This is a genomic window from Mucilaginibacter sp. A3364 (assembly GCF_059690715.1).
The window spans coordinates 164,676-185,101 of sequence record NZ_JCAWED010000001.1 but is presented as its reverse complement, the minus strand read 5'-3'; the positions used below and the strand labels follow the sequence as shown (position 1 = coordinate 185,101).

At 42.4% G+C, this 20,426-nt stretch carries 25 protein-coding genes; 8 read left to right on the top strand and 17 right to left on the bottom strand.

Going from position 1 to position 20,426, the window contains the following annotated elements; all coding sequences use genetic code 11:
- Positions 1-58: 58 nt before the first annotated feature.
- The 15 genes from nuoF to AC59JT_RS00665 form a co-directional block, all read right to left on the bottom strand.
- On the bottom strand, positions 59-1,426 hold the full coding sequence (gene nuoF / locus AC59JT_RS00735; RefSeq protein WP_497395114.1) for an NADH-quinone oxidoreductase subunit NuoF: 1,368 nt from the start codon (positions 1,424-1,426) through the stop codon (positions 59-61).
- Entirely contained in the window at positions 1,426-1,953 is a 528-nt protein-coding gene (locus tag AC59JT_RS00730; RefSeq protein WP_497395112.1) for an NADH-quinone oxidoreductase subunit NuoE family protein, read from the bottom strand. The genes nuoF and AC59JT_RS00730 overlap by 1 nt, the downstream gene beginning before the upstream one ends.
- The gene (locus tag AC59JT_RS00725; protein ID WP_497395110.1) at positions 1,946-3,157 is read right to left on the bottom strand and encodes an NADH-quinone oxidoreductase subunit D; all 1,212 of its coding nucleotides are present in this window, start codon (positions 3,155-3,157) and stop codon (positions 1,946-1,948) included. Before AC59JT_RS00725 ends, AC59JT_RS00730 begins: the two co-directional genes overlap by 8 nt.
- Positions 3,158-3,160: 3 nt before the next feature.
- Complete coding sequence (locus AC59JT_RS00720) at positions 3,161-3,661, bottom strand: NADH-quinone oxidoreductase subunit C (protein ID WP_497395108.1); 501 nt, start codon at positions 3,659-3,661, stop codon at positions 3,161-3,163.
- Positions 3,661-4,203, bottom strand: a complete 543-nt coding sequence (locus AC59JT_RS00715) for an NADH-quinone oxidoreductase subunit B (RefSeq protein WP_497395106.1) — start codon at positions 4,201-4,203, stop codon at positions 3,661-3,663. Before AC59JT_RS00715 ends, AC59JT_RS00720 begins: the two co-directional genes overlap by 1 nt.
- A gap of 118 nt (positions 4,204-4,321) precedes the next feature.
- Positions 4,322-4,693 carry an NADH-quinone oxidoreductase subunit A gene (locus AC59JT_RS00710; protein ID WP_497395104.1) on the bottom strand — a complete coding sequence of 124 codons (372 nt, stop codon included), beginning with the start codon at positions 4,691-4,693 and terminating at the stop codon, positions 4,322-4,324.
- A 72-nt stretch (positions 4,694-4,765) separates the two neighbouring features.
- The gene (locus tag AC59JT_RS00705) at positions 4,766-6,490 is read right to left on the bottom strand and encodes a tetratricopeptide repeat protein (RefSeq protein WP_497395102.1); all 1,725 of its coding nucleotides are present in this window, start codon (positions 6,488-6,490) and stop codon (positions 4,766-4,768) included.
- A 32-nt stretch (positions 6,491-6,522) separates the two neighbouring features.
- Positions 6,523-7,395, bottom strand: a complete 873-nt coding sequence (locus AC59JT_RS00700) for a PstS family phosphate ABC transporter substrate-binding protein (RefSeq protein WP_497395100.1) — start codon at positions 7,393-7,395, stop codon at positions 6,523-6,525.
- Between the two features lie 31 nt (positions 7,396-7,426).
- Positions 7,427-7,567, bottom strand: a complete 141-nt coding sequence (locus AC59JT_RS00695) for a hypothetical protein (protein WP_497395098.1) — start codon at positions 7,565-7,567, stop codon at positions 7,427-7,429.
- Between the two features lie 99 nt (positions 7,568-7,666).
- Positions 7,667-8,488, bottom strand: a complete 822-nt coding sequence (locus AC59JT_RS00690) for an energy transducer TonB (protein WP_497395096.1) — start codon at positions 8,486-8,488, stop codon at positions 7,667-7,669.
- Between the two features lie 38 nt (positions 8,489-8,526).
- Positions 8,527-9,066 (bottom strand): ExbD/TolR family protein, encoded by a 540-nt coding sequence (locus AC59JT_RS00685; RefSeq protein ID WP_497395094.1) that lies wholly within the window; start codon positions 9,064-9,066, stop codon positions 8,527-8,529.
- 7 nt (positions 9,067-9,073) lie between these two features.
- Positions 9,074-9,688: a biopolymer transporter ExbD gene (locus AC59JT_RS00680; protein ID WP_497395092.1), complete on the bottom strand. Its 615-nt coding sequence runs from the start codon at positions 9,686-9,688 to the stop codon at positions 9,074-9,076.
- An 86-nt stretch (positions 9,689-9,774) separates the two neighbouring features.
- Complete coding sequence (locus AC59JT_RS00675) at positions 9,775-10,608, bottom strand: MotA/TolQ/ExbB proton channel family protein (protein ID WP_497395090.1); 834 nt, start codon at positions 10,606-10,608, stop codon at positions 9,775-9,777.
- A 613-nt stretch (positions 10,609-11,221) separates the two neighbouring features.
- A complete protein-coding gene (locus tag AC59JT_RS00670) occupies positions 11,222-11,563 on the bottom strand; it encodes a translation initiation factor (RefSeq protein ID WP_497395088.1) in 342 nt (113 codons plus the stop codon).
- A 2-nt stretch (positions 11,564-11,565) separates the two neighbouring features.
- The gene (locus AC59JT_RS00665; RefSeq protein WP_497395086.1) at positions 11,566-12,456 is read right to left on the bottom strand and encodes a diacylglycerol/lipid kinase family protein; all 891 of its coding nucleotides are present in this window, start codon (positions 12,454-12,456) and stop codon (positions 11,566-11,568) included.
- A 204-nt stretch (positions 12,457-12,660) separates the two neighbouring features.
- Here AC59JT_RS00665 and metK point away from each other — a divergent pair, with 204 nt between their 5' ends.
- From metK to AC59JT_RS00640, 5 genes are all read left to right on the top strand, one after another.
- A complete protein-coding gene (metK, locus tag AC59JT_RS00660; RefSeq protein WP_497395084.1) occupies positions 12,661-13,911 on the top strand; it encodes a methionine adenosyltransferase in 1,251 nt (416 codons plus the stop codon).
- Between the two features lie 81 nt (positions 13,912-13,992).
- A complete protein-coding gene (locus tag AC59JT_RS00655) occupies positions 13,993-14,481 on the top strand; it encodes a DUF3347 domain-containing protein (protein ID WP_497395082.1) in 489 nt (162 codons plus the stop codon).
- A gap of 3 nt (positions 14,482-14,484) precedes the next feature.
- Positions 14,485-15,051 carry an NUDIX domain-containing protein gene (locus AC59JT_RS00650; protein ID WP_497395080.1) on the top strand — a complete coding sequence of 189 codons (567 nt, stop codon included), beginning with the start codon at positions 14,485-14,487 and terminating at the stop codon, positions 15,049-15,051.
- Between the two features lie 303 nt (positions 15,052-15,354).
- A complete protein-coding gene (locus AC59JT_RS00645) occupies positions 15,355-16,095 on the top strand; it encodes a lysophospholipid acyltransferase family protein (protein WP_497395078.1) in 741 nt (246 codons plus the stop codon).
- A gap of 19 nt (positions 16,096-16,114) precedes the next feature.
- Positions 16,115-16,525: a hypothetical protein gene (locus AC59JT_RS00640; protein ID WP_497395076.1), complete on the top strand. Its 411-nt coding sequence runs from the start codon at positions 16,115-16,117 to the stop codon at positions 16,523-16,525.
- Positions 16,526-16,556: 31 nt separating this feature from the next.
- Here the strand turns inward: AC59JT_RS00640 and AC59JT_RS00635 are convergent, their stop codons facing one another.
- A complete protein-coding gene (locus tag AC59JT_RS00635; RefSeq protein ID WP_497395074.1) occupies positions 16,557-17,294 on the bottom strand; it encodes a LytR/AlgR family response regulator transcription factor in 738 nt (245 codons plus the stop codon).
- Between the two features lie 2 nt (positions 17,295-17,296).
- A complete protein-coding gene (locus AC59JT_RS00630; protein ID WP_497395072.1) occupies positions 17,297-18,307 on the bottom strand; it encodes a sensor histidine kinase in 1,011 nt (336 codons plus the stop codon).
- A 200-nt stretch (positions 18,308-18,507) separates the two neighbouring features.
- On the opposite strand from AC59JT_RS00630, the gene AC59JT_RS00625 reads away from it, so the two are divergent.
- From AC59JT_RS00625 to AC59JT_RS00615, 3 genes are read left to right on the top strand one after another with little or no spacing between them, the layout of a single operon-like run.
- Positions 18,508-18,723, top strand: a complete 216-nt coding sequence (locus AC59JT_RS00625; RefSeq protein ID WP_497395070.1) for a hypothetical protein — start codon at positions 18,508-18,510, stop codon at positions 18,721-18,723.
- Positions 18,717-19,622 carry an ABC transporter ATP-binding protein gene (locus AC59JT_RS00620; RefSeq protein ID WP_497395068.1) on the top strand — a complete coding sequence of 302 codons (906 nt, stop codon included), beginning with the start codon at positions 18,717-18,719 and terminating at the stop codon, positions 19,620-19,622. The genes AC59JT_RS00625 and AC59JT_RS00620 overlap by 7 nt, the downstream gene beginning before the upstream one ends.
- Positions 19,619-20,422 carry an ABC transporter permease gene (locus AC59JT_RS00615; protein ID WP_497395066.1) on the top strand — a complete coding sequence of 268 codons (804 nt, stop codon included), beginning with the start codon at positions 19,619-19,621 and terminating at the stop codon, positions 20,420-20,422. The genes AC59JT_RS00620 and AC59JT_RS00615 overlap by 4 nt, the downstream gene beginning before the upstream one ends.
- Positions 20,423-20,426 lie beyond the last annotated feature (4 nt).

The following is a 20,426-nucleotide window of genomic DNA, read 5'->3' as shown; positions in this document are numbered from 1 at the left end:
TATTCGCTATGCCTATGTGCGATTGCCACGCTACGCTCGCAATGACAATCCGTTTGCTTTATTGAGCCGGTGCCGGCTCTGGTTTCGGCAATGGATCAGCATAATGCGCTAAACCATAATTGCGGCTTGTTGCTTCACTTGCGTGAGAAACATGCCACTCAAACTCATCCCTGAAGTGACGAATAGCACTAGCCACCGGCCAAGCCGCCGCGTCGCCAAGCGGACAAATGGTATTACCTTCAATTTTCTTAGATACATCCACCAACAGGTCCATATCGCTCATACTGCCATGACCGTGTTCCAGGCGATGCAATACTTTCTCCATCCAACCGGTACCTTCGCGGCAAGGTGAACATTGGCCACAGCTTTCGTGGTGATAAAAACGGGCGAAGTTCCAGGTGTTACGTACGATACAAGCGTCTTCATCAAACGCGATGAAACCACCTGAACCCATCATGGTACCGCTCACAAATCCGCCTTCGGCTAATGATTCGTAGCTCATTAAACGGCCTTCACCTGCTACTGTTTTCATAAACAGGTTAGCCGGCAAAATTGGTACTGACGAACCACCCGCAACAACCGCTTTTAAGCGTTTGCCGTTGGCGATACCACCGCAATACTCGTCGCTATATAAAAATTCTTCGACAGGTAGGCCAAGATCTATCTCGTAAACGCCAGGTTTAGCCAGGTTACCACCGGCTGATATCAGCTTGGTACCTGTACTTCTACCAATACCGATCTTAGCATACTCTTCACCACCATCATTCACAATTGGCACTACAGCAGCAATTGACTCAACGTTGTTTACTACAGTTGGGCAACCATATAAACCGGCAATAGCCGGGAATGGTGGTTTAATACGTGGGTTACCGCGTTTACCTTCCAATGATTCTAAAAGCGCGGTTTCTTCGCCGCAGATGTAAGCACCACCACCGGGTTGTACGTACAGCTCCAGGTCGTAACCCGTGCCTAATATATTTTTGCCTAAAAAGCCTGCGGCTTTGGCTTCTTCAATAGCTTTTTCAAGGATACGGATCTGCGGCATCATTTCGCCGCGTACGTATATGTATGATGTTTTTGCGCCTAAGGCGTAGCTGCTGGTTATCATACCCTCAATTAAAGCGTGAGGGATGTAAGTCATCAGGTAACGATCTTTAAACGTACCCGGTTCAGACTCGTCACCATTACAAACCAAATAACGTGGTACACCTTCCGGCTTGGCCAAAAAGCTCCACTTCATACCGGTTGGGAAACCGGCACCACCACGACCACGCAAACCCGATTTTTTAACCTCTTCCACCACTTCATCAGGTGTCATGGTTTTTAAAGCTTTCTCTACCGAACGGTAACCGCCTTTTTCGCGATACACCGCAAAAGTATTGATGCCGGGTACGTTAATATGTTCTAAAAGTAATTTGCGTCCCATTAGTTATTTGCTTTAGCTTTCAGATCATCAACCAGTTTATCAACCGATTCGTTAGTTAAATTCTCGTAAAAAGTATATTCAGGGCCAATTTGTAAAACCGGACCGAAACCGCAAGCAGCTAAACACTCTACACCTCTCCAGCTAAATAAGCCGTCGGCAGTAACTTCACCTTCTTTAACGCCCAATTTATGCTCCAGGTGATCCATAATTTTTTCGGCACCCACCAGGCAGCAAGGCCCGGTGCGGCATACCTCTAAAACATATTTACCCTGCGGGCGTAAAAAGTACATGGTGTAAAACGAAGCCACCTCATAAACCTCAATAGGTTGTATGTTTAAATAAGCGGCAACTTTATCCATGGCATTGCTGCTTAACCAGCCTAACTCGGCCTGCGTTTCGTGCAATATAGGTAACAGGGCCGATTTTTGTTTCCCTTCGGGATAACGGCTTACGATATCAGCGAATTTTGCTGTAAGCGCGGCTGAAAACTCAACCTCTACTTGTTGGGCATCGTCAACTCTAAGCATCTAACTCTCCCGCTATAACGTTTAAACTACTCATGTTAATAATCGCGTCAGATAATACCATGCCGCGGCTCATTGGCGCGTACATTTGGTAATTGATAAAGCTTGGTCTGCGGAAATGCAGGCGGTAAGGCGCGCGCCCCCCGTCATTGATCAGGTAAAAACCAAGCTCACCGTTGGCACCCTCTACCGAGTGATATACTTCGGTAACCGGGGTTGGAATTTCGCCCATCACAATCTTAAAGTGATAGATCAAAGCTTCCATGTTGTTATACACTTCCTCTTTTGGAGGCAGGTAAAACTCCGGTACATCCGCGTGGAATATATCCGAAGGTTCTTTTTCTATTTTAGCTAGCGCCTGCTCAATGATGCGCAAGCTTTGCCACATCTCTTCGTTACGCACCAGGAAACGGGCATAAACGTCGCCATTCTCTCCTACAGGTACTTCAAAATCAAAATCCTCGTAGCTCGAATATGGGTTCATTGCGCGTACGTCATAATCGACACCGGCAGCACGCAATAACGGACCGCTCCAGCTATAGCTTAAAGCGTCCTCAGCAGTAACAGGAGCTACGCCTTTGGTACGGTCAACAAATATGCGGTTACGATTAAACAGCGATTCGAATTCTTTCAGCGTTTTAGGAAAATCCACCAAAAACTTACGCAGTTTGGCAAACAGTATAGTGTTGAAGTTACGCTCGAAACCGCCTATCCTACCCACGTTGGTAGTTAAGCGCGATCCGCAGATCTCTTCGTAAATCTCATATATCGCTTCGCGGTATTCCATCATGTACAGAAAGCCGGTGAAAGCGCCGGTATCTACACCCAATACACCGTTACACACAATGTGGTCGGCAATACGGGCCAGTTCCATAATGATAACACGCATGTAATCCACACGCTTTGGCATCTGGATATTCAGCATCTTTTCAACCGTCATGTGCCAGCCCATATTGTTAATAGGCGAAGAGCAATAGTTTAAACGGTCGGTAAGCGGAGTTATCTGGTAAAACGGACGGTGCTCAGCAATTTTCTCGAATGCGCGGTGTATGTAACCAATGGTTGATACGCCACTTACAATTCGCTCACCATCCAACTGCAAAACGTTTTGAAACACACCATGCGTAGCTGGGTGCGTTGGCCCCAGGTTCAGGGTCGATAATTCGCTTTGCGGATCGTTATCTGTAGTTATTAGATGATTTTGCATAAACTATCGTCCAAAAAAGTAGTCTTTCTTATCAACACGGTTCGGGTCTTCCAGCGGGAATTCTTTACGCATCGGGAAGGCGGTCATGTCGTCAACATTTAATATCCTGCGCAGATCAGGGTGGCCGTCAAATATCACCCCGAAAAGGTCATAGGTTTCGCGCTCCATCCAGTTAGCACCATTCCATAAGTTGGTCGCGGTAGGTATGTGGCAGTTATCGCCATCAATAAATACCTTGATACGTATGCGGATGTTATTAACTAAACTGTGTACATGGTAAACAACAGCGATGGTTTTTTCGGTTTCAGGGTAGTGAACCGCAGTGATGTCTGTTAAATAGATGAATTGTAGCGTAGCTGAGTTTTTCAGGAACGACAATACATCAATGATCTGCGTATCGGCAACCTCAATGGTCAATAAACCAAAAGGCTCACCAACCACGGTAACATCGCTAAATTGCGCGTTAATGGCTTGTAAAAGTTCTTCGTTAGTTATTTTACCCATTACTGTATACCGTATGATGCCAGCAGTTTTTGATACTCAGGGGTATCGCGTCTGCGTACTGATTCTGTTTTAACTAACTCCTGGATGTTCATAAAGCCATCAATGATAGCTTCAGGACGCGGCGGGCAACCCGGTACGTAAACGTCAACCGGGATGATCTCGTCAATACCCTGTAGTACCGAATAGGTGTCAAATATACCACCGCTTGATGCACAGGCACCAACCGCAATAACCCAGCGTGGCTCGGCCATTTGCAGGTAAACCTGGCGTAGCACAGGGGCCATTTTTTTGGCGATAGTACCCATAACCATCAGCAAATCTGCCTGGCGTGGCGAAAAGCTTAAACGTTCGGCACCAAAACGCGAAAGGTCATAATGCGAGGCCATGGTAGCCATAAACTCGATACCGCAACATGAAGTAGCAAAGGGTAATGGCCATAATGAATTTGCGCGGGCCAAACCAACCGCTTTATCAAGCGATGTAGCGAAAAATCCTGCGCCTTCTACTCCGGCTGGAGCGCCAACAATCTGAATATCACTCATGAGATATATTAAAACAAATACCTATCCAAACCTGTATTTGAAAGCGCAAATTTAGATAAATAACCGTGTTTTGAGCACACTATATTGATGGAAACCTGTATTTAGAATCAATCTAAACTTAGTCCCATTCAAGAGCTTTCTTTTTTATAACGTAGATGAAACCGGCCAGTAGTGTAGCCATAAAAATAAACATCTCGTACATACCCGAAGCGCCCAGATCTTTAAAGTTTACGGCCCAGGGGTACATAAAGATCACCTCTACATCAAACAATACAAACAGTATAGCTACCAGGAAGTATTTAATAGAGATAGGAGTACGCGCGTTACCAACAACCTCAATACCCGATTCAAACGGAGTTAATTTATCTGCGGTTACACGCTTGGGGCCAATTTTGTGCGTTACAAACATGGTTGTAAAAACAAAACCTAATGCCACCAGCATTTGAAATATGATAGGTAGATAGTTGATTGGTAAACTTGAAACTTCCATGGGTGCAAATATACAAATGGTGTATAAATAAAAAAGGCCTCAATTGAGGCCTTTTTTACAGTATCATAATATTTACTTACTCTTCTTAGTCGCTTTTTGCGAGAAGTAGTAAGCCGCCTGCTTATCGGCAGGATCTATCGCTTTCGTTTTATTGAAATATTCATCAGCTTTTGCTTCATCCTTTAAAGCAAATGCGCTGTAATTGCCTAAATAGTTATAAGCCTCTATTAATCCGTTTTTATCATAGTCAGATAAGCTACCGGTTTTAGGAGCCAATAACTCAACTACTTTTTCATAAAACGGCTTAGCCAAACCTTTAATGTTATTACGGTCTATATCACGTAGCTCGGCAACACGTGCACGTTGTAGTGGTACAGCGGCAACAAGGTTTGCACCTATTTTTTGCTGCACGTAGCTAAATGCCGAATCAGCTTTAGTTAACAACGTTGAATCTTGTTTGTAAGCCGGGTTAGCTTTTAATTTAGCTGCCTCTTCAATTACGAAACCAAAGTAGTAGCTTCTACCCATTGTCAAACGATCATTCAATGTTGATGAACGTGAGTTTTGTACATACTTAGCGTAAGCATCAGCAGCTTGTGTATACTTTTTACCTGCGTATAATGATTTCGCGATCTCGGCATAAACATCTGCCTGCGTTGAGTCTAACTCTGCAGCTTTTTTCAATGAATTGATACCCAATGAATCCTGTTTGCTTGCAATTTCAATACGACCTTTGTATAAGTAGTCGCGTGGTAAAATACGTTTAGCGTCTGCTTTCTGGAACCAGCTATTGATAGCGGCAGTAGCTGCCGGATAGTCCTTATTTTCATAGGCAGCATAAGCTAAATAGCGGTAAGCTCTCGCATTACTACCTGCTGATTTTGAAAGCTTGGTAGCAACTTCTTGCAAAGTAGTCCAATCACCACCGTTGATCAAAAAGTCGGCATAACGCATTAACGACTCGTTCGACTCGTCGGTTAAGCTCAGGTATTTTTTATAATGGTCAACACCCTCTTTTACTTTAACAGAAGCTACTTTCATATTTGACAATGCCAAACGTAGGTTTGCCTCACCCCAGGCACGGTAAGCCGGGCCATAGTTTGGATCGATAGCAATCGCTTCCTGAAATTGTTTCTCAGCTTCTTCATAGTTTTCAGCATAAGTGATCAACACACCTTGTGCAGTATGCGCTGCCGCTGATTTTGGCTCAAGTGCCAGTGACGCTGCATAGTTAGTGTAGGCCTCGCTGCTTTTAATTTGCGAGCGGTAAGCATTACCAATCTCCAATAATATCTCGGCATCCTTAGGGTTAGCCGCTTTACCTTTGTTTAAGGCATCAATAGCGGTGTTTGCGCTGGCTGCAGGCCATTTGCCATCAACCGCACCAATTAAATAACCTTTACCAATGTACAGGTATGGCTTGCTATCTTTTTTACCTGTATTAGCAATAGCCGTGTTAAAGTTTGAAGTAGCACCGGCTTCATCTTTACTTAAATGGGCAACTACACCTAAACCAACATAGTTTAATGCCGATTTTGGGTTAGCAGCCACACCTTTGGTAAAGCTGGTTTTAGCCGAGTCAACATAGTCCTGCAACAGGTATACCCAGCCTAGCTGGAAAAAGTTCTCATCGTTGGTTGGCTGGGTAGCTGTCAAATTTTTAAGCATGCCCTTCGCCTTCTGATATTGTTCCGCATCAATAGCTTTCTTTGCATCAGCCAGGCTCTGCGCAAAAACCGATGACCCTATCAATACCAGCCCTAAAGTCGCCTTAGCTATTTTACTGATCATTTTCATCTTTTGTGTTATTATTTTTAGTGTATGTTTGTTTAAAATGTACGCTTGATATTAATGTCCCGAGCCGGGATAGAATCAGGCAATAAGCCCGATCTTAAGATTATTCGCTGGCCACGTTCGCTTACTAAAAAGTACGAAAACCCAGTGCCTACTCCCATCTTCCCTGTGCTGTTCACAACATATAATCCCCGTATTAAAGGGTACTGTTTTAAGACTAAAGTAGTTTGCGATGGTTTAAAGTATTGAGCGTCTTTCGCAGCCTCATCTTTAACCCCAACTATTTTAACCTTTTTAACCGCCTGGGCATAATCCGCATCCGGATCATTAAGCCATGCAAAGCCGGTTATACCAATTGATTGTGGATGCTCGCTAACGTATTTAATAACATCCTTATTTGTTCGTAGGGCATAAATGTTTTTCTGTTTGAAATCCTTATTGCCCGAAAACTCTTTTAAATACCTTATTAAGCTAGAGTTTGGATTATCAAAAACGATGTTTGTACCCGTTTTAGTCTGCCCGTTAAGCATTTTTTTTAACTCGCCAACTGTGATCAGCGTATCGGCCGATGCTTCGTTAACGATCAAAGCCACCGCGTCTACCGCAAAACGGCTGATCTGGGGAGGCAATGTGCGCGACTTTAAAAGTTTTACTTCGTTGCTATCCAATTCGCGCGATAGTATCGCAACTCTAACGCTGTCATTCAGCAATTGTTTCAAAACCGCGTTTTCACTTTTGTAAGTAAACACAGGTTTTGCAGCAGCGTTTAGCTGCGTAAATATGTAAGCTTCCTCGCTAATTATCGGCTCAAACGATTCGTCAACCGCTATTTTAGCTGTCCCCGATGCTAATGTTTCAGCCTGCACTTTGGCTTCCTTTTTTTGCTCGCAGGCAGTTAAAGCAAGCATTAATGCAGCTATTATCAAAAATCCACCGGACTTATTCTTCAACATTTTCTTTCTTCAATATTCGCGAGAAACGTAAAATGGCGTACAAAATAACCAATACACCAAACGCTATGCGGTAGTAACCTTCTAACTGTGGTAACATCTTGTCCCACACCAGGATCGCTACCCCCATGGCAAATACACATATAAATGTTATCCCGCCTAAAATAAGCAAAAACCGCCTTTTGGGCGATTTTTGACTTTCATTCGTTCTAAATGACATTACCGAAACCTATTCTTCTTCACCTAAGGTAAAGGCCAGAGGTATGGTATACTGTACACGTACCGGACGAGCATTTTGCTGACCTGGGCTCCATCTTGGTGAAGCTTTTAGTACCCTTACAGCTTCGTCCTGCAAAGTCTGGCTTGGGCCACGCAGTGCTTTAACGTCTGTTAAGCTACCATCTTTCTCCACTACGAAAGACACGTATACTTTACCTGTAATGTTATTCTCTTTATCAATTGCCGGATATTTTACAGCATTACTTACGTATTTGTAAAATTTCTCAATACCTCCTGGGAAGCTTGGCTGTACTTCTACCGCCGAGAAAATTTTATTGTCATCCTCAGTAACCTGCTTAACGTCCGAGTTACCTACCGGCTCATCAATCCTGATCTCGGCAGTCGGGTCACCTTTCTGGGTTTTTTGGCCCGGGTCGGCAACTTCCAACTCTTTCTGAGTAGGTGGTTCCTCTACAACCTCGTTATCTGGTTTTACAACCGGAGGAGGGAATTTAACCTGGTCCACTTTTGGTTTAGGTGGCTCTGGTGGTGGCGGAGGTGGAACTTTTTTCGGGTCTGGCGGAGGTGGGGCCAACGTAATGTCGGTAATTTTCACCTTCGGCTCAGCTTTTGGAATAAAGCCTTCCAGTTTGTTGATGATGGTTTTTAACGAAATAACGAATACGAATACGATGATGCCAAATAAAAGAGCACGGTTAGTGTTTCTTGGATTTGTTTTTCTTAATTCGTACGCACCATAATTTTTGTTACGGCCGTTAAAAACAACGTCGATCCATTCTGGCTTTAAAATATCTAATTTAGATCCCAACATTGTTTGAAGATTTAATTTTTTAACGTTTAATTTCTTTATTAATTATATAAACCGTCGCGTTTTAACAAATCAACTTCTCCTGGCGTAATTTTAACAATTGCACGTATTTGGTTGTTGATGATGTTCAACTCGTCCATTACAGTAACTACGTTATTGTAATTTGACTTGTCGCTAGGTTTAATAAGTACAATCATCTCTTTACCGGTGGTTTCTTTAATTTCCTTGCTTTTTTCCATCAAGGTTTTACGTAAACCATTTTTACCGTAGGTATCTTTGGTTGGCGCGGATTTACCCGGCTCGCCTACATACCATTCCAGTTGATTGTCTGAACCTAACAAAAGGGTCATGGTTCTTGATGCAGCAACGTCTAATTGTGCATCTTCATTGTTTTTATCTTTATCCGGCATGGTCAAATCCATTGCTTTTGGTTTTTGCAATGTAGTTGTCAAGATGAAGAAGGTAATCAAAAGGAACGCAAGATCCACCATGGCTGTTAAGTCCACGCGGGTTGAAGCTTTTTTACTTCTAACCTTGCCACCCTTTTTCTTACCCCCGCCGGAGGTATCTAATTCTGCCATTGTTTTTTTATTTAGCCGCTGTTTTCAGCGTTGTGATTAAACTAAATTTGTTAACTTCTTGCTTTTGTAAAGTATTGATCACTTTATCAATAGTAGGATATTCTTCTCTGGAATCACCTTTAATAGCAACCCCTAGTTCGGCATTGTGTAAAAATTTGGCAGCAATACGCGCCTCTCTCACCCAATTAAAAAACTGGTTATTATCAGTGGTATCTACCGGTACACCAGGTTGCTTAAATTCAGTACGCTGAGCGTTATCCATGTTCAGGAACTGTTTTAACTGCTCGAACGGAACGCCGAAACTTTCTGTTGAAGCAAATACCTTGGTTTCTTCGGGTGTAAAAGCAACGCTGTATTTCTCACCCATTTGTTTCAGGGTTTGCGCACGCAGGTCAGCCCCTTGCACACTAAAGAAAACTTTGCCTTCGCCTATGGTAATGATCGCAAAATCATTATCAGGGAGAACAATTTTAGCAGAAGACCCGGGAATATCTGCACGTACAGGGTCCTGAGTTTTAGGCTTTGCCGATAATATAAAGAATGTTAGCAAAAGGAACGCCACGTCGCACATGGCGGTCATGTCAATTGCTGTACTCTTTCTTGTAACTTTTGCTCTAGACATAGTGTTTATTTAAATATAGTGTTAATAATGATTTAATTAACTCAGGGCCACTGCTCCTGGCAAGGCCCTGAGATTAACACTAAAATTTATTTGTTTTTATGTGACGCAGCAAACGTTTGTACGATGCTGAAACCAGTTTCGTCAATAGCGTAAGTTAAACCGTCGATTTTTGAAGTAAACACGTTGTACATTACAATTGAGATAGCTGAAGTAGCAATACCCATTGCAGTGTTTACAAGTGCTTCAGAGATCGCAGCTGATAACGCTGAAGTATTAGTAGCAGCACCAGATAACTCGGCGAAGGCCTTGATCATACCGATTACCGTACCTAACAGACCAGATAATGTACCGATAGCTACCAATGTAGCGATGATAGTTAAGTTTTGCTCTAACATTGGCATCTCTAAAGCAGTAGCTTCTTCGATGTCTTTTTGGATAGCCAAAGTTTTTTGGTCAACGTCTAAAGTAGCGTCAACTTCCATTTCTTTGTATTTTTTCAAACCTGCTTTGATTACGTTAGCTACAGAACCTTTTTGTTTGTCGCACTCAGCAGAAGCAGCATCGATGTTACCTGCGCTTAAGAAACCTTGTACTTTTCTAACAAATTGGTCAACGTTGCTTGTACCTGAAGCTTTACCGATAACGATGAATCTTTCGATAGAGAATACGATCACCATTAATACGTATGACATTACCAACGGTACCAATACACCGCCTTTGTGTACAGTTCCGTAAATATCAATTGGCTCTCCGTTTTCTACATCGCCTCCTTTATAGTGGCTTGGATCGCCCAAGATAAATACGAAGATCAAAATTGCAACTGCCAGACAAATTGGAATAGTCAAAGTTGCAAACAGGCTCGACGTGCTTGATTTTTCATTCTTAACAGGAGCAGTTGGTTTTGTTGGTGCGTTTGCCATTACTTTAATTTTTAAATTTTAGTTTTTGTTTATTTTATTAGTTAGTTAATTGTGCTTTTTTAAATAGCGGATAACAAAAATAGAATTTTCGTGAAATAAAAAAACTCTTTCGATTATTCCTTAATAATTATTTAACATTCAATTGTTGCTATAATATCGGGCCGGATAACACTAACGCTACAAAGCCAAAAACTATATATGTTCGAACAATTTTTTACAATAAAACCCATTATTTTTTTAAATAGCAAGCAATGGGTTATAAAATTTATGTAATTATACTGTTATAATTAAACCATTTCAACGTAAAATAGTCGCCGACATTTTTCTTACTGCCGTATGTCGGCTAAACTATAACACTTTAGCTGTTTTAGCCAATGTGGCCAATACAGCGATATGCAAGATAGATGTTTTTCGGATTATTTATATAAACCGGGTATTATTTTATTATTTAGTAACCGTTTGCTGGTATAATTGGTGGCGCAATAATAGTAATTTAAATTTCAAAACAAATATTGCCGCGCCATTTTTAAAACCATAACGATACAATATCGACTAATATTTTAGTTGATGCAAAATAAATTTAGAAAAAATCGATTTTTTTTGTGATTTGGCCTTACCCACCGGCCTTCTTGGCTTTATAACCATCAGCAGTTAGCATGGCTAATATCTTGTCCCTAAAATCGCCCTGTATCAAAATTTCGCCATCTTTTACTGATCCTCCAACACCACATTTTGATTTCAGTTTTTTACCCAGCGCTTCCATATCCGCCAGTGTACCTGCAAACCCCGCTATGGCCGTAACCAATTTGCCGCCGCCTTTACGGTCAAGAAAAATGCGCAGGTTTTGCTGTTGTGGCGGTAGGCTTTGCTCCTGGCCGGCGTTGTCATCCTGTGGTTGAAAGCCCGGATCGGTAGAGTACATGATGCCCGAAAAGTCTTTATGTTTTTTTGACATACTTAGCCGTTCTTAAAAGTTTTGCCTACAATTACCTTTAACGAGTTTGGTTTAATATTTATTTCAACCTCGGCCGGGCCTGTCATCGGTTCGCCGTCAAGGTGCATGGGGCCAGGAGCATTACGTTTTATTTTGATATGCTTACCGCAGATGATCTCAACGTATTTAGACTTATCTGTCGTTTTTAAAAACATCCGCAGCCCCATCTCCGGGAAACGCCAGGCCGGGAAAGGTTTTATTACACAAACATCTATCAACCCATCCTGAACAGAAGCCCTCGGTGATATATGTGCATCGTTACCATACTGTGATGAATTAGCGAAGCTTAACATAAATGCTTTAAATTCATGCTCGGCCCCGTCGATATTCAGCCAATACGTTTGCGGCTTATAATTAAATACCTCTTTTAAAGTTGATTTAATATAGGTGATAAACCCACGCGTTTTTTGATTGGCGAATACATCGGCAATATGCGCATCAAAACCCATTCCGGCCATATTAAAAAATGCACCGCCATCCGCATCTGCCGAATCAATACATTCTACCAGGCCGTCGTTAAGCATTTTAATAGCGCCTTCAACCTCCATAGATAAACCCAAAAAGCGCGAAAGGCCATTACCCGAACCAAAAGGGATTATGCCTAATGTTGCCTGGCTGCCTACCAGCGCCGACGCTATTTCATTAATAGTACCATCGCCGCCCACGGCAACAATAACATCATATTTACCTATGGCTTCGGTTGCCAGTTGATGGGCATGGGCCGCACGTTCGGTATAGGCTATGTGATAGTCAAATAACGAAGCATCCAGATACTGCTCTATCGCCTCAGGCACGTTGTCCTTCTTCTTCCCGCCTGATATCGGATTTATGATAAATAATATGCTACGTTTCAAGTCTCTGTATTTTAAGCGTCCAAAAGTAAATCTATTTTCTGCTTTGTAAAAATTGTTTTATTTTTGGCCCCACGGAAAGTGGACTGATTTCTCCGGTTTGGATACAAACCGGATTGCAACCACGTAAAAAAGTGCTAATATTTACTTCTTTACACTGCTTTAATAAGCCCTCCTTCCCTTTTTACTTTTATTTATTTATAACACATGCCGTATTTATTTACTTCAGAGTCTGTATCAGAAGGACACCCGGATAAAGTTGCCGACCAGATATCGGATGCATTAATTGATAATTTTTTAGCGCACGATCCTGAATCGAAGGTGGCTTGCGAAACCTTGGTTACTACCGGTCAGGTTATTTTAGCCGGCGAAGTAAAATCAAAAGCTTATTTAGACGTACAAAAAATTGCCCGCGATGTAATCAACAAAATTGGTTATACCAAAGGCGAATATATGTTTGACGGAAACTCATGCGGTGTGCTTTCGGCCATTCATGAGCAGTCGCCGGATATTAATCAGGGTGTTGACCGCAAGGCTAAAGAAGAGCAAGGCGCCGGCGACCAGGGTATGATGTTTGGCTACGCTACTGTTGAAACTGATAACTATATGCCATTGGCATTGGATCTGGCTCACGCTTTATTAATTGAGCTTGCCGCTATCCGTCGCGAAAACAGTGAGATCAAGTATCTACGTCCGGATGCCAAATCGCAGGTTACGTTGGAGTATGACGATAACAATACACCAACCCGTATCGATGCTATCGTTATCTCAACTCAGCATGATGATTTTGATGAGGAGAAAGCGATGCTGGCCAAGATCAGCGAGGATATCATTAACATCCTGATCCCACGTGTTAAAGCTAAATATGCCAAATACGCGCACCTGTTTAACAGCGAAATTAAATACCACATTAACCCAACCGGTAAATTTGTTATCGGCGGCCCGCATGGCGATACCGGCTTAACCGGTCGTAAAATTATTGTGGATACTTACGGTGGTAAAGGTGCTCACGGTGGTGGTGCTTTCTCGGGTAAAGACCCTTCAAAAGTTGACCGTTCGGCTGCTTATGCTACCCGTCACATCGCTAAAAACCTGGTTGCTGCCGGTGTTTGTAACGAAGTATTGGTACAGGTATCATACGCTATTGGTGTTGCACAGCCAATGGGTATCTACGTAAACACTTACGGTACCGCTAAAGTTAATTTGAACGATGGCGAAATAGCTAAAAAAGTAGAAGGCATATTTAACATGACCCCATACGCTATCGAAACACGCTTTAAACTGCGTAACCCTATATACAGCGAAACTGCCGCTTATGGCCACTTTGGCAAACCAAGCACTACCGTTACTAAAAGCTTTACCCACCATGATGGTTCGGTAATTACTAAGGAGGTTGAATTATTTACCTGGGAAAAACTAGACTATGTTGACCAGGTGAAAGCATCCTTCGGAATATAACAATAACAATTTTTTAATCAGATTTTTTTACTTTAGGGCGATGGTTAACCATCGCCCTTTGTATTTTATACCCCTTTATATATGAAATTGATCAAAGCTGCTTGTTGTTTAATGCTGGTATTATCGGCATTTAGCACTGCCAAAGCCGACCGTGGTATGAGCCTGGCATTAAAAAACGTGATAACCAACTATTTTGAAATGCAGAAAGCATTGGCAGCCAACAAACCCGACCTGGCTACCGAAAAATCGCAGGGCATGATATGGGATTTGAAAACAATACCGGTAAACTCCATGACCGATAGCCAGCATAGCCAATGGTTTAGCCATTTAGATAAGCTGATGCGTGATTGTCGTGGAGTGAGCCAGGGTGGCAATATTGCGGCGCAGAAGCAAAGCTTTTCGTCCTTATCTTTCGATTTTTTTGAGACCTTAAAAATGCTTGACGCCAGCCCGGTTGCTATTTACAAATTAAGTGCAGATGGTAAGTATTGGTTAGGCAAAACAGCATCTGCCAAAAGCCCTTATGGCGGCAAAGCAGGCAGCGTGCAAGGCAGTTTAAAAGCACACTAACGCATGCAGCATCCCGAAGAAAACCCATGGCAGGTTACCGAAAAAAAAGACATTTATGATAACCCATGGATAAATGTTACCGAATACCAGGTGATCAATCCATCCGGCAACCCGGGCATTTATGGTAAGGTACATTTTAAGAACCGGGCCATTGGTGTAATACCTTTAGATGAGGACATGAACACCTACCTGGTGGGGCAATACCGTTTTGTGCTGAACGAATACAGCTGGGAGATTCCCGAAGGCGGCGGCCCACTTGATGACGAACCCCTTACTTCCGCGAAGCGGGAACTGTTGGAAGAAACAGGCCTCAAAGCCAGTCAGTGGATCGAGATCCAACGCATGCACCTCAGTAATTCGGTAAGCGACGAGCTAAGCATTATTTACCTCGCCACGGGCTTACAACAATTTGAAGCCGAACCTGAGGATACCGAACAACTACAAATACGCAAGGTTCCGTTTGACGAGGTTTATCGCATGGTTTGCGATGGCCGGATAACCGACTCCATGACCGTAGCAGGCGTGTTAAAAGTTAAATTATTAATGCTTGAAAACCGCTTACCACGTTAGGTGAAAATTAAAGAGGGTGCGCCACTTTAAAAGTGGCGCAAGTGGCGCAGCTAAATTTCATAAAATATTGATTTATAGGATTTTACGCAAAAAAGCGGCGCAATGCGGCGCACCCTGTCATAATATATAAATATTTGACTATCAATACTTTAATATTTTATTGGCATTTTTCAATTTGAAAGTGGCGCACCAAAATGGCGCACCCTGTAAACCTAATTTAGGACAAGCAAAGCATTGAGCGCGCTTGGCTATTCAAACTAATTATCAAATTATTCCTAATTTTATGGCGCACTAGTTTACCGCATGAAAAAGTTTTTCGGCTACATATTATCACCAATTGCCATAGTAGTATTTGTTTTATTACTGCTCATATTCCATCCTATACAATGGATAGCTTACCGCCTTTTTGGCTATAAAGCGCACAAGTTTTGGGTTGATGTGCTTGACCTGGGTTTAACCAAAACCCCCTATCTATTGGGTAATAGCACAACATTCATCAACAAACAAAACCTGCCTACCGATAGGCCGATGATATTCATGTCAAACCATCAAAGTTTGTTTGATATACCACCACTTATCTGGTATCTGCGCAAATATCACGCTAAGTTTATTTCAAAAATTGAATTGACCAAAGGCATACCGTCCATATCTTTCAACCTAAAATATGGCGGCGGCGCTAACATTGACCGTAAAGATCCGCGTCAGTCGCTAATGGAAATGGGTAAACTTGGCACGCGCATGAAAGAGAACAACTGGTCGTGCGTAATATTCCCCGAAGGTACCCGCTCAAAAACCGGCGTTGTTAAACCTTTTCAGGCGGGCGGCATTGCTATCATACTTAAAAAATGTCCTAACGCCTTGATCGTCCCCATAGCTATAAATAATGCGTGGCAGATGATCCAATATGGCTTTTATCCGTTGAATACCTTCACCCCAATTACCTTCGAAGTATTAGAACCTATTGAGCCATCAACCGGCACGGTTGAAGAAGTGGTTAAAGAAGCGGAGGACAGGATAAAGAAAGCGCTGGGGCAAACTGCCTAACCCTAAACTTTGATACCACATGAACATGTCCAATCCCAATTTTAAAATACTTGCTGAAAGCAGTAAGTATATCATAGGACATGAGTTTGAGTGTGGCTATCTAATTGACAAGCGGTCAAATAAAGACATATATCTTGGTGACATGTATGGTGATCCGTCTATTGGATTAATTAGCGACAACGAAGAATGGTGTATACTTGGAGGTTCGGAGTTAATAATATGGCGTAGGAGCGAAAATATTCAAGCGATTAATGACAAGGAGGTTTCTTGGATAGAGAATATAAAACAGGTTGGACCTTTCCAGGTTCATTTGCTGATTGCACCCTCTACTACAGATGAATGGTCGCTTTGGAGTTTTGATATTGGCACAAATCAAAAACAGAAATTAAAAGACGTTAAGGAAAGTGATCTAGACCAATTAGTTTGGTAATTCCACCCGCCTCTTGACTCAAGATTTCAGACTACACGTTCTTCCCGTCAATGATCTTGAAAAACTCATCGCGATAGGTATCCCCTACGGGAATGATCTTATCACCTATACGAATACGACTACGCTCTATGCTGTCTATCTTGTTTAGCGCTACGATGTATGATTTGTGTACCCGCACAAAGTGTTTCTCCGGCAGGGTATCTTCCATTTTCTTCATGTTTTGCAGCGTGATGATGCGCTCTCCTGTGGTGAAGATGGAGATATAATCCTTCAGTCCTTCTATAAACAATATCTGGTGCAGGTATACCTTTTGTATTTTGTGTTCGCTTTTAACGAAGATAAAATCGCTTAAAAAATCATGCTGTTGCTGCTGTACTTGCACAGGCTCTGGCGTAGTGGCCGGTGTTGTTGCCGGTTTGATGATGCCCTGCGCTTTTTGTACGGCTTTAAAAAAGCGGTCGAAAGCTATAGGTTTCAATAAATAGTCGACTACGTCAAGCTCATAGCCTTCCAGCGCATACTGCGAATAAGCGGTTGTTAATATAACTTTTGTTTTGCCGTTGGCGATCTTGAGGAACTGTATGCCGGTAAGTTCGGGCATTTGTACATCCAGAAAAACCAGGTCTATGTTGCCATCCTGCACCATAGTCAAGGCCTCAATAGGGTTGGTGGTTGCTTTTACCAACTCTAAAAAAGGCACTTTGGAAATATAGTCTTCCAATATATGCAAGGCCAAAGGCTCATCATCAACAACAAGGCACCTGATCATGGCTATAAAACTAAGGATAATTCGCAAGTGTAGGTATCACTTTCGTCCCTTATATCTAAATTATATTTGCCGGGGTAAAGCAGGTCAAGCCTGCGGCGCACATTATTTAGCCCAATGCCACCTACAGCATCGCGGTTATGTGTGTGTTTTTTGTTTTGGATAAAGAAGTTGAGATGCTCGCCATCAAGCGTAATGAGCATGGTTATGGGCGATTGATCATCGCTGGCCACACCGTGTTTAAAGGCGTTTTCAATAAATGCTATTAATAATAATGGCACAATTTGCTGATCGCCCACTTCGCCGCTTACTTTAAAATCAATATAGGCCTTATCGCCAAAACGCAGGCGTTGCAAATCAATATAGTTTTGCAGGTATTGTAGCTCTTTCTCCAGCGCTACCTTATTATCATTACACTCATACAACATGTACCGCATAATTTCCGACAGCTTTAAAATAGCGCCCGGCGTACTGGTTGACTGCTGGTAAGCCAGCGAGTATATACTGTTTAAAGAGTTGAACAGGAAATGCGGATTGATCTGCGATTTAAGAAAAGCCAGTTCGGCGCTTAGGCGTTGGTTCTCCAGGTCGCGTTGTATACGTTCGTTCAAAAACCAGTCGCTGGCAAACTTGAGCACCACACTTAAAAACAGGAAGATAATGTTAACCAGTACCGAACTGATAAAATACTGCTTGAAGGTAAGTGTACCCTCTTTATGTTTGAGTACCACATCGTGAAATACTTCCGCTATACCATACTTACCAAAGCCGTAAGCAAACGTGGCTATTAAAACCGCCACCGTATACCACACATATCGCTTGCGGTTTAATAGTTTGGGTATTAATAATAAATAGTTGAGGTAAAAAAGACTAACGTTAACAGCCCCGTACAATATAAACACCACCAATATGCGGTGCAGCGACATTTTGTTATTACTATGAATTACGAACACAAAAAGTGCCGTAAGGCATAGCCAGATAAATATGTGCCAGAATAGGGACCAGCGTTTTTTCATTACATCAAATTTAATATTTTGATTTTTTAGCCACATTTAATTAGATGTAGATGCGCTTACCATCGATGAACAGGCAGTTAATATCGACCAACGGGCATGCGGAGGCGGTTTGGCGTTCATCTACAAATAAAATCCGTTGGTCTAAATGTTTTTAGCGGTCCGTTTTTTTGATATTCCTTTGTATCATCAAAACAATCGCAATGAAAAAGATATTTACAAACACCAATCCTTTTGTACTGTTACTGGCCCCTGTAATGTTTGCATTAATAATGGGTATTAGCTACCAGGTTGAACAAAATAGCCAGGATGATGAAGTAGCTGCAACTACAACATCTGTTAAAGCAACCTCGCTGTTTGTTAAAGGCGTGGCTTTATTTAAAACTGTAGCATCAGTAAATTCGCAAAAAGCATGGTAATCCAAACCAACGGATTAACCTTTAATTTTGGCAACCAAACCGTTGTCAAATCACTATCACTACAAGTTCCGGAAGGAAGTATATATGGTTTTCTCGGCCCAAACGGTGCCGGGAAAACCACTACCATCAAGTTACTGCTAAACCTGCTGCAAACGCAGGAAGGAAGCATCCAGATATTCGGCCTTGACTTTGCAAGCAACCGAAATCAGATACTCTCACAAATAGGCTCGCTCATTGAGCAACCTGCTATTTACGCCCACCTTACCGGTAAAGAAAATTTGTTAAACCGCGCCATATTGCTACAGGTTAGCGCGCAGCGTGTTGACGAAATGCTGGAACTGGTGCAACTAAAACACGCCGAGCATAAAAAAGCCGGCAATTACTCATTAGGGATGAAACAGAGGCTGGGTATTGCGCTGGCCCTGTTATCAAACCCTAAACTATTGATACTAGACGAGCCCACCAACGGCCTCGACCCCAACGGTATTATCGAAATACGCGAGTTATTGAAAAAGCTGGTGAAAGATCATGGTAAAACCGTTTTCATCTCAAGCCACTTACTGGCCGAAATTGAGCGCATGGCTACTCACGTAGGCATTATAAATTATGGCGAATTGTTGTTTCAGGGCGAAATAAAAGACCTGGAAACTATCAGCCAGCCATCGGTACGTATTGAAACCGATAATACGGTTGATGCCGCCAACCTGCTTACCAAAAACGGGCACCAGGTGGTTGAAGTAGACGATGACCGCTTGCTGGTTGCTTATCAAACCAAACAAAAAACGGGCGAAATAAATACCCTGCTTAACCAAAACGGCCATACCGTTTACAGCATACACAAAGTGCAAAAAGACCTTGAAAAATTGTTTTTAGACATTACCCAAACCCCGGCAAAATGAAAGGCTTTGTACTATCCTTACGATCAGAATTTTATAAAAGCCGCAAAACTTTAGGTTTTTGGGCGGCCATATTGTTGCCCTTCCTGTTAACACTGTTTATATCTATAGGTTACTATAGCCAGGCCGAAAAAATGATAGGCACACCGGGCATGATGATGTGGATGCGCTTTGCAGGCCTGGCCCTAAATATAATGGGCGGCTTGCTGCTACCCATGTTTGTGATATTCATCGGCTACTCGGTAAATGCTATTGAACATAAGGCCGATACCTGGAAAACACTGTTTAGTTTACCCATTCCCAAATGGTCGGTTTACTCGGCCAAATTTGTTTACGCGTTGTTTTTAGTTTTTACGGCGATGATGCTTTTTGCCTTGTTCACCATAGGCTTTGGTGATTTGCTGGGCCTCTTAAAACCGAAAGAATTACGCTTTGCCGATTATCATCCTGAATGGACCTTAATTCAAATATATTTTAAGCTATTCCTTTCTGCCCTGGGCATCCTATCTATACAATTTTTATTGAGCTTGCTTTGGGCCGATTTTTTAAAGCCGATGGGCGTTGGCTTCTTGTTTTTTTTAACTGGTGCTATAGCGGCCGGCGGCGGCTGGAAATATGCGTATACTATCCCTTACGCACACCCTATGCTTGCCCTGCAAAGTATGTTTCCGCGCACTAAAGGTATGCCGCCATCAAAAATAGTAGTTGATATTTTTACGCAGGATGTTTGGATCAGCCTCGCAGTATCAACAGTAGTTTTTATAGCGGGCTTTTATATTGTGCAGCGGAAGAGTGTGAAATAGTTTT

What these genes read in the sequence shown, in the direction of transcription:
- AC59JT_RS00715 (WP_497395106.1), bottom strand. Translation starts at nt 4,203, where the DNA reads ATGAGTGATATTCAGATTGTTGGCGCTCCAGCCGGAGTAGAAGGCGCA.
- AC59JT_RS00670 (WP_497395088.1), bottom strand. Translation starts at nt 11,563, where the DNA reads ATGTCAAAAAAACATAAAGACTTTTCGGGCATCATGTACTCTACCGAT.
- AC59JT_RS00730 (WP_497395112.1), bottom strand. Translation starts at nt 1,953, where the DNA reads ATGCTTAGAGTTGACGATGCCCAACAAGTAGAGGTTGAGTTTTCAGCC.
- AC59JT_RS00625 (WP_497395070.1), top strand. Translation starts at nt 18,508, where the DNA reads ATGAAAAAGATATTTACAAACACCAATCCTTTTGTACTGTTACTGGCC.
- metK (WP_497395084.1), top strand. Translation starts at nt 12,661, where the DNA reads ATGCCGTATTTATTTACTTCAGAGTCTGTATCAGAAGGACACCCGGAT.
- AC59JT_RS00620 (WP_497395068.1), top strand. Translation starts at nt 18,717, where the DNA reads ATGGTAATCCAAACCAACGGATTAACCTTTAATTTTGGCAACCAAACC.
- AC59JT_RS00725 (WP_497395110.1), bottom strand. Translation starts at nt 3,157, where the DNA reads ATGCAAAATCATCTAATAACTACAGATAACGATCCGCAAAGCGAATTA.
- AC59JT_RS00615 (WP_497395066.1), top strand. Translation starts at nt 19,619, where the DNA reads ATGAAAGGCTTTGTACTATCCTTACGATCAGAATTTTATAAAAGCCGC.
- AC59JT_RS00675 (WP_497395090.1), bottom strand. Translation starts at nt 10,608, where the DNA reads ATGGCAAACGCACCAACAAAACCAACTGCTCCTGTTAAGAATGAAAAA.
- AC59JT_RS00700 (WP_497395100.1), bottom strand. Translation starts at nt 7,395, where the DNA reads ATGCTTGCTTTAACTGCCTGCGAGCAAAAAAAGGAAGCCAAAGTGCAG.
- AC59JT_RS00690 (WP_497395096.1), bottom strand. Translation starts at nt 8,488, where the DNA reads ATGTTGGGATCTAAATTAGATATTTTAAAGCCAGAATGGATCGACGTT.
- AC59JT_RS00645 (WP_497395078.1), top strand. Translation starts at nt 15,355, where the DNA reads ATGAAAAAGTTTTTCGGCTACATATTATCACCAATTGCCATAGTAGTA.
- AC59JT_RS00705 (WP_497395102.1), bottom strand. Translation starts at nt 6,490, where the DNA reads ATGAAAATGATCAGTAAAATAGCTAAGGCGACTTTAGGGCTGGTATTG.
- AC59JT_RS00630 (WP_497395072.1), bottom strand. Translation starts at nt 18,307, where the DNA reads ATGAAAAAACGCTGGTCCCTATTCTGGCACATATTTATCTGGCTATGC.
- nuoF (WP_497395114.1), bottom strand. Translation starts at nt 1,426, where the DNA reads ATGGGACGCAAATTACTTTTAGAACATATTAACGTACCCGGCATCAAT.
- AC59JT_RS00650 (WP_497395080.1), top strand. Translation starts at nt 14,485, where the DNA reads ATGCAGCATCCCGAAGAAAACCCATGGCAGGTTACCGAAAAAAAAGAC.
- AC59JT_RS00695 (WP_497395098.1), bottom strand. Translation starts at nt 7,567, where the DNA reads ATGGGGGTAGCGATCCTGGTGTGGGACAAGATGTTACCACAGTTAGAA.
- AC59JT_RS00680 (WP_497395092.1), bottom strand. Translation starts at nt 9,688, where the DNA reads ATGTCTAGAGCAAAAGTTACAAGAAAGAGTACAGCAATTGACATGACC.
- AC59JT_RS00640 (WP_497395076.1), top strand. Translation starts at nt 16,115, where the DNA reads ATGAACATGTCCAATCCCAATTTTAAAATACTTGCTGAAAGCAGTAAG.
- AC59JT_RS00710 (WP_497395104.1), bottom strand. Translation starts at nt 4,693, where the DNA reads ATGGAAGTTTCAAGTTTACCAATCAACTATCTACCTATCATATTTCAA.
- AC59JT_RS00655 (WP_497395082.1), top strand. Translation starts at nt 13,993, where the DNA reads ATGAAATTGATCAAAGCTGCTTGTTGTTTAATGCTGGTATTATCGGCA.
- AC59JT_RS00635 (WP_497395074.1), bottom strand. Translation starts at nt 17,294, where the DNA reads ATGATCAGGTGCCTTGTTGTTGATGATGAGCCTTTGGCCTTGCATATA.
- AC59JT_RS00685 (WP_497395094.1), bottom strand. Translation starts at nt 9,066, where the DNA reads ATGGCAGAATTAGATACCTCCGGCGGGGGTAAGAAAAAGGGTGGCAAG.
- AC59JT_RS00720 (WP_497395108.1), bottom strand. Translation starts at nt 3,661, where the DNA reads ATGGGTAAAATAACTAACGAAGAACTTTTACAAGCCATTAACGCGCAA.